The following is a 14,039-nucleotide window of genomic DNA, read 5'->3' as shown; positions in this document are numbered from 1 at the left end:
AAGGTTGAAAGACGGTAAGCAAAAGTTAAACGGAAAACAAAAAGCAGCTATCCTTCTTATCTCCTTAGGTCCTGATGTATCTGCTAAAGTGTACAAGCACTTAAGTGAAGAAGAAATAGAAAAGCTGACATTGGAAATTGCTAATGTACGAAAAGTGGAAAGTGCTCAAAAGGAAGAAATTGTTGAGCAATTCCATCAGCTTGTCCTTGCACAGGATTATATTTCCCAAGGTGGTATAGGATACGCCAAAAATGTCTTAGAAAAAGCATTAGGTGAATCTGAAGCGATGACGATTATTAATCGCTTAACTTCTACATTACAAGTACGACCATTTGATTTTGCTAGAAAAGCGGATGCGTCACAAATACTAAACTTTATCCAAAATGAGCATCCACAAACAATTGCGCTAATCTTATCGTACTTGGAGTCGGTGCAGGCAGGTCAAATTCTTTCAGAACTTCCACAAGAAGTACAAGCGGATGTGGCCAAGCGAATTGCATTGATGGATAGCACGTCACCAGAGATTGTCAATGAGGTAGAAAGCATTCTAGAACAAAAGCTGTCTGCTACAGTTACTCAGGACTATACGGAAACCGGTGGAATTGAAGCTGTCGTTGAAGTGTTAAATGGTGTCGATAGAAGTACAGAAAGAACAATACTTGATGCATTAGAAATTCAAGATCCAGAACTTGCAGAAGAAATTAAAAAGCGTATGTTTGTCTTTGAAGATATTGTTACTCTTGATAATCGTTCAATTCAAAGGGTCATTCGTGATGTGGAAAATGAAGACTTAAAGCTAGCGCTTAAAGTCGGTAGTGATGAAGTGAAGGAAATTATCTTCAGTAATATGTCACAACGTATGGCAGAAACATTTAAGGAAGAAATGGAGTTTATGGGGCCAGTTCGATTGCGTGATGTTGAAGAAGCTCAGTCTCGTATTGTCGGTACAATTCGCCGATTAGAAGAGGCAGGTGAAATCGTAATCGCTCGTGGCGGAGGAGATGATATTATTGTCTAAATTAATAAAGTCTCCTTTTACTAATGAAACAAACACAGGAACGATTACGATAAAAGTAAAGCAATTACAGGAATTGCAAGAAGCATCAATGGTTCGAGGAGAAGCAAGTGATGCAAATGATCAGCCAAACCAAACAGCAATTCTCCTTTTAGAGGAAGCAAAGCAACAAGCTGAAATGATAATAAAAAATGGTCAAGAAGAAATAGAGCAGTTACGGAGCCAACTTGAATATGAACGTCAACAAACGTATGACGACCTTGAAGCAATGAAGCAAGAAGCAATGCAACAAGGATATCAACAAGGGTTTGCTCAAGGAGAAATGGCAGGTAAAGAACAGTGTAACGAATTAATCTCTGAGGCATATACAGTCATTGAAGCTTCAAAGAAAGATTATATTGACCGAGTGGAAAAGGCGGAAGCTGTTATCATTGACCTTGCATTAGCGATTAGTAAAAAGATGATTCCTCAAATCATTACTGAAAATAATGAAGCTTGGTCAAGCTTGTTAAAGGAAGCGATTAATGAGGTTAGAGACCATAGTGAAGTGAAAGTATTTGTTCACCCAACGATGTATGAAAGAACATTACAGCACAAGGATGAACTATTAAATTTACTAAATCGCTCTGAGGAGCTATATATATACCCTGATTCCTCATTATATGAATTAGATTGTATTCTTGAAACTCCTTTTGGGAGAGTTGATGCTAGTGTAGACAGTCAGTTAAGTGAAATTAAGGCCCATCTTCATGAAAGGCTAAAGGAGGGTGCTCATGAACGCTCATAGCCTTTTAGCAGAAATACAGGGGATAGAATCATTTAAGTGGTATGGAAAAGTCACAAGAGTTGTGGGATTAACGATTGAGTCTAAGGGACCTCAAGCTTCAATCGGAGATTTATGTTTTATCCATGTTGGCAAACAAAAGAAAATCAAAGTCATGGCCGAAGTAGTTGGCTTTCGTGATGAACATGTCCTGTTAATGCCGTTAAATGGAACAAATGAAATATCACCTGGAAGTTTGGTTGAGGGTACAGGGAAACCGTTGCAAATCAAAGTCGGTTCCAATCTGATTGGTAAAATCATTGATGGATGCGGAAAACCGCTAGACGGTTCAGATTTGCCAGGTGGTTTAACTGCGTTTCCAACAGAAAACCCACCTCCTAATCCGTTAGAACGTCCTCGAATTACAGAACAAATGGGGCTGGGAGTTAGAGCAATCGATGCATTATTAACAGTTGGAAAAGGACAAAGAATTGGGATTTTTGCAGGAAGTGGTGTTGGTAAGAGTACGCTGTTATCGATGATTACTAAAAATTCAGAGGCTGACATTAATGTCATTGCTTTAATTGGTGAGCGTGGTCGTGAGGTAAAGGATTTTATCGAACGTGACTTAGGAGAAGAAGGACTTAAACGAACAATTTTGGTCGTTGCGACTTCTGACCAACCGCCTTTGATGAGGATAAAGGGAGCGATGACAGCGACTGCGATTGCAGAATATTTTCGTAATCAAGGGTTGAATGTCAATCTAATGATGGATTCAGTCACAAGATTTGCGATGGCACAACGTGAAATTGGATTAGCAATCGGAGAACCTCCAACTACAAAAGGGTATACTCCATCGGTGTTTGCGATGTTGCCAAAACTATTAGAACGTTCCGGGTCAAGTAAATCAGGAACAATTACTGCATTCTATACTGTATTGGTAGATGGTGATGATTTTAATGAACCAATTGCCGATGCCGTTCGAGGAATATTAGATGGACACTTTGTTTTGGACCGAGCACTAGCTAACAAAGGCCAGTTCCCTGCGATTAATATTTTGAGAAGTGTTAGTCGAGTCATGCATGATATTGCAAGTCCAGAACATATGCAAGCAGCTGAAGGATTGAGACAGTTATTAGCAACTTACTATGAGTCAGAAGACTTAATAAACATCGGTGCCTATAAACGAGGAACTTCAAAACAAGTTGATGATGCGATTCGTAACTATCCAAAAATCATTGACTTCTTGAAACAAGGCACAGAAGAAGCTTGTTCACTACCTGAGGCAGTTCAGCAATTAGTCGTCCAATTTTCGAAGGGGGATTACTAATGAGCTTTCGTTATACTCTACAAAAAGTACTTGAAATAAAAGAAAAAGATAAACAAGAAAAGCAACAAATGTATATTACTGCTACGCAAACATTTGAAGAAACGGCAACACAGCTCTACAACTTATTGAAGAGAAAAGAAGAAATTGAAAGCGACTATCGTACAAAGCTAGAAAAAGGGATAGTGGTATTTGAACTTCAACGACATCAATCCGTGATGAGCGGTTTGCAACGAAACATCGAAGAGCAACAATTTAAAACGAATGTCGCGCGTGAACAAATGGTTCAAACACAAGATGTATTAACGAAAAGTTCGATTGACGTCAAAACGTTCGAAATCATGAAAGAGCGAAAATACGAGCAATACCTCTTTGAGGAAAAGGCAAAAGAAAATCAATTCATGGATGAAATATCAGTGCAACTATATGTTAATCGAAATAAGGTGAGAGCATGAGTGAAAATCAAAAAGAGTATGGCAAATTTCAAGTGTTCTTCTTTGTTATTTTTATCCCTTGTTGCTTCCTTATTATCTTGTTTTTTAGTCTTTCGTCATTACTCGGTTACAATACGCTAGGCAAGGCAAAAGAAGTCGGAGCGAAAATCCCTTACATTTCAACCATTATAGGTGAGGAAGTAGAAGGAACAGAAGACGATGAAATGAAGGTAGACGACCTTTTAGCTAGCATTTTGGAAAAAGAAGCGGTTATTGAAGAATTAGAAGCGGTAATGGAAGCCAAGAATGACAAAATTGCCAAGATTGAAGAACAAAACAAAATTTTAGAGCAAAAGCTTGAGCTTAAAGATAAAGAACCTGAAGTGGAAAAAGACGAACCAAGAAAAGACTTGGAAGATATAGGGAAGACATATCAGGCGATGTCAGCAAAGAATGCGGCAGCCATATTAGAACAGTTACCACTAGACCAAACATTATTGCATTTATCACAGGTTCCTGTTGCTGCTAGAGCAGCTATTCTAACAAAAATGGAAACAGAGAAAGCCGCTGAAATTATGGCTAATCTTACAGACCAATAAGTTAGGATTCCGATTGAAAGGAGGTGAGAAAAGACATGCAAATTGCACACGTCCAACACAACTTAGGTACATCATCTACGTCTAAAGGAATGGCAAATCAAAGTAGTGCAGGTACTTCGTTTTTCACTCAATTACATGAAGTACTCTCATCTGCCGTTGCAACAACCGAGAATACAATTACAATAGATGCACAAGATGGCGATGGAGTCGAGAATGAACTAGGAAATCTATCATTTTTATTTCAAGAGCTAAGTAGTTTACTAGGCGATCTTTATATGGAGGAAGAGGCAGGTAAAAGTGAACTTGCCACAGAGTTGTTTAATGCCTTACCAGAAGATATAAGGAAAGAACTTGAAAGTCATTTAGCTTTTGGTCAATCTATGGAGTTATTGTTAACTGACCCTGAGGTTTCAGATTTTGTAAAACTAGTGATGTCATTAGTAGTCGTTACTCATGCCCCAGTAGATGCGATGCCTCAAAGACAAGAAACGATAACGAGTACGTTATCTACTATCATGCAAGCTTTATTGCCTGAAGCAACCACAGAACAAAAAAATGCAGGAACACAAAAGCAACAACCAGAGACTACACCTAAAACGTTAGTTGAACGACTACTCACGATGTTAACTCCTGTTCAAGAAGAAACAGGTAAACTCGAACGGTTAGCTTCGAACTTCCAGCAAACGCTGCAAGGAGTGGTATCAACAAAGTCTGTTAACGAAGGCGTTCAGGTCGTTCCATTAGGTCAATCGTTAGACCGAGTACAACAATTTGTGTTTCATGTTGGAGAGCAATCTACGAAACACGCGCAACAACAACAGTTTAATCAGCAGCTGGAACAATTACTTAAAAACAGCTCTTTACGTCAGGTAGCAAACGGAATGTCTCAGCTTACAATTAAGTTAAATCCTGCTCACTTAGGTCGATTAGACATCACTTTAATGCAACAAAACGGAGTGATAACGGCTAGAGTATTGGCGAGTTCGACGATGGCTAAAGATTTAATTGAATCACAATTACATCAATTAAGACAGAGTTTTGTTCAACAACAATTAACCGTTGAGCGCATTGAGGTTGTACAACAGCATTCAGCAGGTCAGTTAGATAAAGATGAACAAAACAAACAAGAGCAAGAACAAAAGCAAGATGAACAGACACAGGGTGAAACAACTGGAACAGACTCATTCTCCGACATCCTAGAAGAGCTAGCAATTAATGAACAAGTGTAGGAGGGTATTACATGACTAATGCAATAAACGAAAGCTTTTTTGTTCCAGCTCAAGGGCAGCCGAAGACAGGTGGCAGTAACATATTAGGGAAAGATGACTTTTTAAGACTTCTCATCACTCAGTTACAAAACCAAGACCCTGCGAGCCCAATGGATGACAAAGAGTTTATCGCTCAAATGGCTCAATTTTCAAGTTTAGAACAAATGACAAATATGAGTAATGCATTTCAAAAATTTGTAACGATGCAAACAAGTCAAACTCTCGTTTCACATAGCGAGTTGATTGGAAAAAAAGTAACATGGGAACATGAAATGAAGGTTGATGAACACCAAACACGTATTCAAGAAAATGAAAATATCGTAAAGTCAATCAAATTAGATAAAGATGGTTCAGTTTCGATTCAATTAGATAACGGTATGTGGATCAGAAACAGTCAACTGGTACAAGTTAGTAACAATGACTAACATGTTTTTATAGGAAATTGAGGTGATGACAATGGGGCATAAAATCCAATCACATCAACTTTATCAATTACCGAAAATTCCAAAATCAACTGTCAAAAACAACAAAGAAATTAACTCTAATTTTTCTACCTTATTAGCAGCTGAGATTAATCCACAATTAAAGGTAAGTAAACATGCACAAAAACGGTTGGATGAACGAGGAATCGAAATTGGTGAAAAGAAGTGGAATATCATAGAGGCCAAAATGAAAGAAGCGAAGGAAAAAGGAATATCTGATTCGCTTGTGATAATGGACGATGCAGCATTAGTTGTAAGTGTAAAAAACAATACCGTAATTACAGCGCTTGACCGTATGGAAGCAAGCTCGCAAATTTTTACGAACATCAATGGAACAATCATTATTAATTAAAATTCTTGCTGGACCGGACTCGGATAGCAACGTCTGTGGACTGATTGAAGCAGGCAAAAATACAAACATACTGAAAGGGGCTCACGCTCATGATTCGTGCAATGTATTCAGGTATTACTGGAATGAAGAACTTTCAAACAAAATTAGATGTAATTGGAAACAATATCGCAAACGTTAATACGTTTGGATATAAAAAAGGTCGAGTAACTTTTCAAGATTTAGTTAGTCAACAGTTAGCTGGGGCCACTGCACCTGGAGACGTTCGCGGGGGGATGAACCCACGTCAAGTTGGGTTAGGTTCTGCAGTAGCAACAGTTGATACGATTGGAACACAAGGAAGCTTACAAACAACAGGACGTCCATTAGATTTAGGAATTTCTGGTGACGGACTATTTGAGGTTAGAGACTTAGAAGGAAATTCATATTACACACGTGCTGGAAACTTTTATTTAGACCAAAACGGTAGCATCGTTAACCCTGATGGACTTTATTTAGTTGGTATGGGTGGACAAGCTCCAATTACATTATTCCCTCCTGGTGGAAACATTAATGATGTAAAAAGTTTCAGTATTGCAGCTGATGGAACAATTAACGTAATCAATGCAACTGGTGATTTAAACGTCGCTGGACAAATCGGGATTGTTAAATTTAATAACCCAGAAGGTTTAGAAAAAGTTGGTGGAAACACATTTATCCAGTCAGCGAACTCAGGTGCACCACTTGCTATGGCTGTTCCAGGTGAACAAGGTGCAGGTATGTTAGTCGCAGGTACACTTGAAATGTCAAATGTAGACTTATCAGAAGAATTTACGGAAATGATCGTGGCTCAACGTGGATTCCAAGCAAATACAAGAATTATCACAACCTCTGATGAAATTCTACAAGAAATCATGAACCTAAAACGTTAATTAGCAAAAGGAGGAAAGGCTAGGTGCAAAAGCCTAGCCTAAATAAAACGATGATTTCATTAACTCGCTTTAATCGCCAAGTGTTCTTGCTTAATGGATTATTAGTGGAACAAGTTGAGGCTTTACCAGATACAACCATTACACTTGTCAATGGAAAAAAGATCGTGGTGCTAGATGACATCGATGATGTTAAGCTAAAGCTACTTCAGTTTTACCAAACGATTGGCGTTATCGCAGCGTATAAAGACCATACTACGGAGGGGTAATTTTGTTTAAAAATAAACTTATCACAATTATGTTCATTATCATTATTACACTCACTTTGATTGGTGTTGTCTCTTTCGTAGTTATTACTTATTTTACGAAAGATACAACAGGAGCTCCAAGTGAACCTACAATAGATGAAATTGTAGCACTAACATATGATACAACTGAATTAACTACAAATTTGCTTTCAAATGATTTTGCAAAAGTTCAGTTTAGAGTTCAAGTTGATAATAAAAAAGCATTAGAGGAAATTGAAAAGCGTGATTTTCAATTAGAAAACATTATTATTAGAGAATTAGCTGAGTTAAAGGCTTCTGAACTTCAAGGTAGTGAAGCGATTGGAGACCTTGAAGAAACTTTGAAAACAAGGATTAATGAACTAATGGAAAATGGTGAAGTTGTTCACGTATATACACGACGTTTCATTATTCAATAAGAAAACGTCGTTTTAACAAGAGAGAGAGGTGAGACTTTTGGCTGATATATTATCTCAAGGTGAGATTGATGCCCTACTTTCAGCATTATCGACGGGGGAAATGGATGCCGATGAGCTAAAAAAGGAAGATACCGAGAAAAAGGTTAAAGTGTATGACTTCAAAAGAGCTTTACGGTTTTCAAAGGACCAAATTCGAAGTTTATCGAGAATTCACGAGAATTTCGCCCGGTTGCTAACCACTTTTTTCTCAGCACAGCTTAGAACATTTGTACAAATATCTGTTGCTTCTGTCGACCAACTACCATATGAGGAGTTTGTCCGTTCCATTCCAAAAATGACAATACTCAATGTATTTGAAGCGTATCCTTTAGACGGACGTTTTTTAATGGAAGTAAACCCTAATATAGCATATGCGATGTTAGACCGTTTACTTGGTGGAAAAGGAACAGCAGTGAATAAAGTAGAGAATCTAACCGAAATTGAAACTCGCATCATGTCACAACTATTCCAAAGAACACTGGAGAGTTTTACAGAGGCTTGGAGTACAGTAGTGGAATTTGATTTACAAACAGAAAGTCTCGAAGTAAATCCACAATTTTTACAAATGGTTTCTCCAAATGAGACTGTAGTTGTTATTTCGCTATCAACGACGATTGGCGATACATCAGGAATGATTAACTTATGTTTACCCCATGTTGTACTTGAGGAAATATTACCAAAGTTAACAGCTCATTATTGGTTGCAAACAAAAACGAAACAACGATTGCCAGAGCAAGTTGCAGCTATTAAAGAAACGGTTCATCAAGCGCCACTTGTCATTCAAGCGGAGTTAGGACGTTCCGAGATAACGATACAGGACTTCTTATATTTAGGGATTGGAGATGTTATTGAATTAAATCAGGATATCTCTAAACCGTTGCTTGTGCATGTTGGTGGAGAACCTAAATATCTAGGTCAACCAGGTAAAATGAAAAATTCAGTAGCCGTGCAAGTCATAGATGTGCTAGAGGAGGTAAATGAAAATGAACGGTGATATGCTATCTCAAGATGAAATTAATGCTCTATTACAAGGTGTGAATACAGACGAGGATGAGTCAGATGTAACGAGTTCTGATACGTCAGAAAGTGGAGAATTACTTGCAGAGGATTATCTTTCTCCAGTGGAACAAGATGCACTAGGTGAAATTGGAAATATATCGTTCGGAAGTGCAGCAACAGCTTTATCTACGTTATTAAACCAAAAAGTCGATATTACAACACCGAGAGTTTCGGTAATTGCCCGCTCATCTTTAGAAGTTGAGTTTCCACAGCCACATGTAGCGGTACACGTAAATTATACCGATGGTTTTGAGGGAATGAACTTACTAGTCATAAAGTCTTCGGACGCAGCAATAATTGCTGATTTAATGCTAGGTGGAGATGGATTAAATCCTTCAGAGGACCTTGGAGAAATGCAAGTGAGTGCTGTGCAGGAAGCGATGAATCAAATGATGGGTTCTGCATCAACATCAATGTCTACAATCTTCAATAAAAAAGTAGATATTTCACCTCCAGGAATTGATTTGATGGATATTAAAAACGGACAGGGCATGAACAATATTCCACAAGATAGTGCCTTAGTAAAGATTTCTTTCCGTTTAAAAGTTGGTAGTTTAATAGATTCAAACATCATGCAGTTAGTTGCAGTAGACTTTGCAAAAGGATTGGTTGATGAATTAATGAACCCTGGTCAAGAAGAACCAGAAGTTGAGATGACAACATCAGAACCAATGCTCCAACAACCTGCACAACAACAACCAATGCAACAACCGGTACAACAACCGGTACAACAACAAAGCTTTGAAGAGCCGATTCCACAACAGCAACCAAGTTATGAGCAACGTGGACAACAGCAATTTGGACAAAGCTTTTCAAATCAAAGACATGTAGATGTACAACCGGTGACATTTTCAAGCTTTGAAGCACCTCAATTGAACCAAACGGAATCAAATAACCTGAACATGCTTATGGATATTCCGCTTCAAGTGACTGTTGAATTAGGACGAACGAAGCGTTCAATTAAAGAAATCTTAGATATCGCCCAAGGTTCCATTATTGAGTTAGACAAACTCGCTGGAGAACCCGTGGACATTTTAGTCAATCAAAAGCTAATTGCTAAAGGTGAAGTCGTTGTTATCGATGAAAACTTTGGTGTTCGTGTAACAAACATAGTCAGTCAAGAAGAAAGACTTAAAAATCTAAGAAAATAAGGGAGACCGATACAATGCCAGGTAAAATTCTAGTCGTTGATGATGCAGCGTTTATGAGAATGATGATTAAAGATATCCTCACAAAAAATGGGTATGAAGTTGTAGGTGAAGCCACAGACGGAGCAGAGGCATTAGAAAAATATAAAGAGCTATCACCAGATTTAGTAACAATGGATATTACAATGCCTGAGATGGACGGTATTACTTCTTTAAAAGAAATAAAAAAAGTGAATCCAAGCGCTAAAGTAATTATGTGTTCTGCGATGGGGCAACAAGCGATGGTTATTGATGCGATTCAAGCAGGGGCCAAAGATTTTGTTGTAAAACCTTTTCAAGCGGACCGCGTACTTGAAGCAATTGGGAAAGCATTAAGCTAGGAAAAAGAGAGAGGGGGACATCTATTGTTATTACGTAATGTACTGTTTTTCCTTATAGGTATATTGTTGCTGTTCCCATTACAAGCATTTGCTACTACTGAAAATCAAACAGTATTTGATAGCTATAACAATGAGGATGTTTCACCTACCGGCACAGAAGTAGAAAATGAGCAAGTCACAGATAGTAGTGCACTCCCTTCGGAAAATATAAAAGAACAAAGTTTCTTTTGGTTAGTACTGAAAATGGTCGGTGCACTACTTTTTGTTATTGGATTAATTTATGCTCTTCTACGGTTTGTAAATAGTAGGACAAGACAGTTTCAAGATAACACAACTCTACAATCGATTGGAGGACTTTCATTAGGTCCTAATCGGTCACTCCAACTTGTCAAAGTAGGAAAACGAGTGCTTGTGGTGGGTGTTTCAGATTCAGTTCAATTGTTGAAAGAAATTGATAATGAAGATGAAATTGAGCAGATATTAGAACAGAAAAAACAAGAGCAAGCGAAAATTGATGAACCAATTGCCAAGGTAACAAAATGGGTGAGTGACACCATTACAAAAACTAAGCCTAATCAATCAAGTTCATTACAGTTTGGAGAGTTACTAAACAAACAACTTGATGAAGTTTCTAAGTCGCAAAGCAAAATCCACGAAGCGATGAAGGAGCGAAAACATGACTGAGATACTAGGTATTGATTTAGATATGTTTACAGATGACCCTGCCAATGTGGCTACGACGATTCAATTGTTATTGTTTCTAACCGTGTTAACGTTAGCTCCAAGCTTCTTAATATTAATGACATCATTTACGAGGATAATTATCGTATTATCGTTTGTAAGAACGGGTTTAGCTACCCAGCAAATGCCTCCTAACCAAGTGTTAATTGGGTTGGCCTTATTTTTAACATTCTTTATCATGGCACCGATATTGGCTGAGGTAAACGAACAGGCGTTAACCCCATTTTTTGATGGAGAAATTACACAAGAAGAAGCATTTGAACGGGCAGCAATTCCTATGAAAGAATTTATGGCGAAACACACACGAGAAAAAGACTTAGCTTTGTTTATGGGGTATGCGGGACTTGAAAGACCTGAAACGATTGATGATATACCGTTAACAGCTTTAGTACCAGCTTTTGCAATTAGCGAAATGAAAACAGCCTTTCAAATTGGCTTCCTTATTTTCATACCGTTTCTCGTAATCGATATGATTGTGGCGAGTGTTCTAATGTCGATGGGGATGATGATGTTACCTCCAGTTATGATTGCACTGCCTTTTAAAATCTTATTGTTTGTTATGGTAGACGGTTGGTATTTAATTGTTCGTTCCTTGTTGTTAAGCTTCCAGTAGTGGAAGAAGGTCTTATATAAAAGGGTGATAGTATTATGAGTCAAGAATTTGTCATATCGTTGGCGGAGAACGGGGTAATGACAGTTATTATGGTAGCGGGGCCGTTGTTAATCGTTGCTTTAGGTTTGGGACTATTGGTAAGTATTTTTCAGGCAACTACACAAATTCAAGAACAGACATTAGCCTTTATTCCAAAAATCGTTGGAGTGTTTGTCGCTCTTATCGTATTCGGTCCTTGGATGTTGTCACAAGTATTAACATTCACCGAAAATATCTTTTATAATCTGCACCGGTTTGTAGGCTAATTGATGGAGTGGATAAATCTTATCCCTGCCTTTTTGCTAGTGTTTGTTCGAGTGTTAGCGTTCTTTGTAGTTATGCCGATATTTTCGTACCGGAATATCCCAAACCAATTTAAAATTGGACTAGCGCTCATCGTGGCTTGGATTATGTTTTTTACGATTGATGCACCTATATTAGCAATAGACGGCACGTACTTCTTGTTAATCGTTAAAGAATCACTTGTAGGATTAACCATTGGTTTAGTTGCGATGATGATGCTTTATGCAATTCAAGTTGCTGGTGGATTTATCGATATGAACATGGGGTTTATGATTGCCAGTGCGGTTGACCCAAACACAGGAGCTCAAACTCCTTTGTTCGGAAGTTATTTTTACACGTTTGCCTTGTTATATCTTTTAGCTGTTGATGGTCATCACCTTTTACTAGATGGAGTCTTCTATAGTTATCAGTTTATCCCAATGGAACAGCTTTTCTTACCGTTTGGGGAAGAGAACGTCATCTATTTTATTGTAACTGCCTTTACGCAAATGTTTATTATTGCATTTCAAATGGCGATTCCGATTGTAGGTGCTTTATTTTTAGTCGATATCTCATTAGGAATGATTTCGCGAGCTGTACCACAAATGAATGTATTCGTAGTTGGGATACCATTAAAGATTACAGTCGGTTTAATTCTTCTTACTTTATATATCGGCATCTTCTTCTTTCTTGTTCAGCAATTATTTGACCAAATGTTGGTAACGATGAGGACATTAATGCAGTTGCTTGGAGGTGCATAAGGAAACATGAGTTATATCAAATTAGATCTCCAATATTTCTCTCAAGAAAAAACTGAGAAAGCAACGGATAAGAAAAAGCAAGATACACGAAAAAAAGGTCAAGTTGCAAAAAGTACAGATGTAAATACCGCATTTATTCTACTAGTTGTTTTTTTATTCTTATGGATGTTTGGTGGAACATTAGGAGAAAAACTTTTTGCTGTTTTTACGCATACATTTCAAGAATATATGCTAATGGAGCTTACAGAACAAAGTGTACCCGAATTATTTATGGAACTTATTTATGAATCAGTAGTCGTCGTTCTACCTATATTACTGGTCTCAATGATAGCGGGAATCTTTAGTAGTTACATTCAGGTAGGTCCGTTATTCGCGCCTGAAGCGATAAAAATGAAACTATCGAAAATTGACCCAATCCAAGGAGCAAAACGTATTTTCTCTGTACGTGCTCTTGTAGAATTGGTGAAATCATTATTGAAAATAGCGCTTGTAGGAACCGTTGTATTTACTATCCTATGGCTTAACTTAGATAAAGTTTTAGTTCTATCACAAAAATCAATTGGTGATGGATTTGCTCAAATTGCAACATTAGCTGCAATAATGGGAATCGCTGTTGCCCTATTATTATTAGTACTAGCAGTCCCTGATTACTTATATCAACGCTATGACCATGCGAAACAAATTAAAATGTCAAAGCAAGATGTCAAGGATGAAAGAAAGAACATGGAAGGGGACCCTAGAATTAAAGGGAAGCGAAGGCAAAAGCAAATGGAGATGGCGATGCAGCGTATGATGCAAGAGGTCCCAAATGCAGATGTTGTTATTACCAATCCAACTCACTTTGCAGTAGCGCTTAAGTATGATGGCGAAAAAATGGCTGCCCCTGTCATTGTTGCAAAGGGTGTAGATTTTGTAGCACAAAAAATAAAAGGGATTGCCAAAGACAACAATGTCATCACAGTGGAAAATCGTCCGCTTGCACGAGCCTTATATGCTCAAACAGAAATTGGTGATGTAGTTCCAGAGGATTTATTTAAAGCAGTTGCTGAAGTCCTCGCATATGTATATCGACTAAAAAACAAAGAAGTATAATGGCAAAAGTTGGATAGAAAAGGAGAGAAGTTAA

19 protein-coding genes are annotated in these 14,039 nt (G+C 37.9%); all 19 read left to right on the top strand.

Annotated elements, in window-relative coordinates:
* Positions 1-4: 4 nt before the first annotated feature.
* The 19 genes from fliG to flhB all read left to right on the top strand — a co-directional run bounded on the left by fliG (position 5) and on the right by flhB (position 14,005).
* Positions 5-1,018 carry a flagellar motor switch protein FliG gene (gene fliG, locus BK585_RS15700; protein ID WP_078554681.1) on the top strand — a complete coding sequence of 338 codons (1,014 nt, stop codon included), beginning with the start codon at positions 5-7 and terminating at the stop codon, positions 1,016-1,018.
* Positions 1,011-1,802, top strand: a complete 792-nt coding sequence (gene fliH, locus BK585_RS15695; RefSeq protein ID WP_170885621.1) for a flagellar assembly protein FliH — start codon at positions 1,011-1,013, stop codon at positions 1,800-1,802. Before fliG ends, fliH begins: the two co-directional genes overlap by 8 nt.
* Positions 1,789-3,108 carry a flagellar protein export ATPase FliI gene (fliI, locus tag BK585_RS15690; protein ID WP_078554678.1) on the top strand — a complete coding sequence of 440 codons (1,320 nt, stop codon included), beginning with the start codon at positions 1,789-1,791 and terminating at the stop codon, positions 3,106-3,108. The genes fliH and fliI overlap by 14 nt, the downstream gene beginning before the upstream one ends.
* Positions 3,108-3,560 carry a flagellar export protein FliJ gene (fliJ, locus tag BK585_RS15685; protein ID WP_078554676.1) on the top strand — a complete coding sequence of 151 codons (453 nt, stop codon included), beginning with the start codon at positions 3,108-3,110 and terminating at the stop codon, positions 3,558-3,560. Before fliI ends, fliJ begins: the two co-directional genes overlap by 1 nt.
* Positions 3,557-4,138 (top strand): MotE family protein, encoded by a 582-nt coding sequence (locus tag BK585_RS15680; protein WP_078554675.1) that lies wholly within the window; start codon positions 3,557-3,559, stop codon positions 4,136-4,138. The genes fliJ and BK585_RS15680 overlap by 4 nt, the downstream gene beginning before the upstream one ends.
* Positions 4,139-4,173: 35 nt before the next feature.
* On the top strand, positions 4,174-5,367 hold the full coding sequence (locus BK585_RS15675) for a flagellar hook-length control protein FliK (RefSeq protein WP_078554673.1): 1,194 nt from the start codon (positions 4,174-4,176) through the stop codon (positions 5,365-5,367).
* 11 nt (positions 5,368-5,378) lie between these two features.
* Positions 5,379-5,831, top strand: a complete 453-nt coding sequence (gene flgD, locus BK585_RS15670; RefSeq protein WP_078554671.1) for a flagellar hook assembly protein FlgD — start codon at positions 5,379-5,381, stop codon at positions 5,829-5,831.
* Positions 5,832-5,862: 31 nt separating this feature from the next.
* Entirely contained in the window at positions 5,863-6,240 is a 378-nt protein-coding gene (locus BK585_RS15665) for a TIGR02530 family flagellar biosynthesis protein (protein ID WP_078554669.1), read from the top strand.
* 89 nt (positions 6,241-6,329) lie between these two features.
* Positions 6,330-7,148: a flagellar basal body rod protein FlgG gene (gene flgG, locus BK585_RS15660; RefSeq protein WP_078554667.1), complete on the top strand. Its 819-nt coding sequence runs from the start codon at positions 6,330-6,332 to the stop codon at positions 7,146-7,148.
* A gap of 23 nt (positions 7,149-7,171) precedes the next feature.
* Positions 7,172-7,414: a flagellar FlbD family protein gene (locus BK585_RS15655; RefSeq protein ID WP_419095547.1), complete on the top strand. Its 243-nt coding sequence runs from the start codon at positions 7,172-7,174 to the stop codon at positions 7,412-7,414.
* A gap of 2 nt (positions 7,415-7,416) precedes the next feature.
* On the top strand, positions 7,417-7,851 hold the full coding sequence (gene fliL, locus BK585_RS15650; RefSeq protein WP_078554665.1) for a flagellar basal body-associated protein FliL: 435 nt from the start codon (positions 7,417-7,419) through the stop codon (positions 7,849-7,851).
* A gap of 37 nt (positions 7,852-7,888) precedes the next feature.
* Complete coding sequence (fliM, locus tag BK585_RS15645; RefSeq protein WP_078554663.1) at positions 7,889-8,884, top strand: flagellar motor switch protein FliM; 996 nt, start codon at positions 7,889-7,891, stop codon at positions 8,882-8,884.
* Positions 8,874-10,100, top strand: a complete 1,227-nt coding sequence (fliY, locus tag BK585_RS15640) for a flagellar motor switch phosphatase FliY (protein ID WP_078554661.1) — start codon at positions 8,874-8,876, stop codon at positions 10,098-10,100. The genes fliM and fliY overlap by 11 nt, the downstream gene beginning before the upstream one ends.
* A 14-nt stretch (positions 10,101-10,114) precedes the next feature.
* A complete protein-coding gene (locus tag BK585_RS15635) occupies positions 10,115-10,477 on the top strand; it encodes a response regulator (protein ID WP_078554660.1) in 363 nt (120 codons plus the stop codon).
* A 24-nt stretch (positions 10,478-10,501) separates the two neighbouring features.
* Positions 10,502-11,161 carry a flagellar biosynthetic protein FliO gene (fliO, locus tag BK585_RS15630; protein ID WP_078554658.1) on the top strand — a complete coding sequence of 220 codons (660 nt, stop codon included), beginning with the start codon at positions 10,502-10,504 and terminating at the stop codon, positions 11,159-11,161.
* Positions 11,154-11,831: a flagellar type III secretion system pore protein FliP gene (gene fliP / locus BK585_RS15625; RefSeq protein ID WP_078554656.1), complete on the top strand. Its 678-nt coding sequence runs from the start codon at positions 11,154-11,156 to the stop codon at positions 11,829-11,831. The genes fliO and fliP overlap by 8 nt, the downstream gene beginning before the upstream one ends.
* 35 nt (positions 11,832-11,866) lie before the next feature.
* Positions 11,867-12,136 (top strand): flagellar biosynthesis protein FliQ, encoded by a 270-nt coding sequence (gene fliQ, locus BK585_RS15620; protein WP_078554654.1) that lies wholly within the window; start codon positions 11,867-11,869, stop codon positions 12,134-12,136.
* Positions 12,137-12,913: a flagellar biosynthetic protein FliR gene (gene fliR, locus BK585_RS23750; RefSeq protein ID WP_139367579.1), complete on the top strand. Its 777-nt coding sequence runs from the start codon at positions 12,137-12,139 to the stop codon at positions 12,911-12,913.
* Between the two features lie 6 nt (positions 12,914-12,919).
* A complete protein-coding gene (gene flhB, locus BK585_RS23745; RefSeq protein ID WP_139367578.1) occupies positions 12,920-14,005 on the top strand; it encodes a flagellar biosynthesis protein FlhB in 1,086 nt (361 codons plus the stop codon).
* The last annotated feature ends 34 nt before the right edge of the window (positions 14,006-14,039 follow it).

This window comes from Bacillus alkalicellulosilyticus, assembly GCF_002019795.1.
Classification (GTDB): Bacteria; Bacillota; Bacilli; order Bacillales; family Bacillaceae_F; genus Bacillus_AO; species Bacillus_AO alkalicellulosilyticum.
The sequence above is the reverse complement of the archived record's forward strand: the minus strand, read 5'-3'. Positions and strand labels throughout refer to the sequence as shown.

Coding starts and splice junctions, on each gene's coding strand:
- fliI (WP_078554678.1), top strand. CDS start 1,789: ATGAACGCTCATAGCCTTTTAGCAGAAATACAGGGGATAGAATCATTT.
- fliJ (WP_078554676.1), top strand. CDS start 3,108: ATGAGCTTTCGTTATACTCTACAAAAAGTACTTGAAATAAAAGAAAAA.
- BK585_RS15680 (WP_078554675.1), top strand. CDS start 3,557: ATGAGTGAAAATCAAAAAGAGTATGGCAAATTTCAAGTGTTCTTCTTT.
- BK585_RS15675 (WP_078554673.1), top strand. CDS start 4,174: ATGCAAATTGCACACGTCCAACACAACTTAGGTACATCATCTACGTCT.
- flgD (WP_078554671.1), top strand. CDS start 5,379: ATGACTAATGCAATAAACGAAAGCTTTTTTGTTCCAGCTCAAGGGCAG.
- BK585_RS15665 (WP_078554669.1), top strand. CDS start 5,863: ATGGGGCATAAAATCCAATCACATCAACTTTATCAATTACCGAAAATT.
- flgG (WP_078554667.1), top strand. CDS start 6,330: ATGATTCGTGCAATGTATTCAGGTATTACTGGAATGAAGAACTTTCAA.
- fliY (WP_078554661.1), top strand. CDS start 8,874: ATGAACGGTGATATGCTATCTCAAGATGAAATTAATGCTCTATTACAA.
- BK585_RS15635 (WP_078554660.1), top strand. CDS start 10,115: ATGCCAGGTAAAATTCTAGTCGTTGATGATGCAGCGTTTATGAGAATG.
- fliP (WP_078554656.1), top strand. CDS start 11,154: ATGACTGAGATACTAGGTATTGATTTAGATATGTTTACAGATGACCCT.
- fliQ (WP_078554654.1), top strand. CDS start 11,867: ATGAGTCAAGAATTTGTCATATCGTTGGCGGAGAACGGGGTAATGACA.
- flhB (WP_139367578.1), top strand. CDS start 12,920: ATGAGTTATATCAAATTAGATCTCCAATATTTCTCTCAAGAAAAAACT.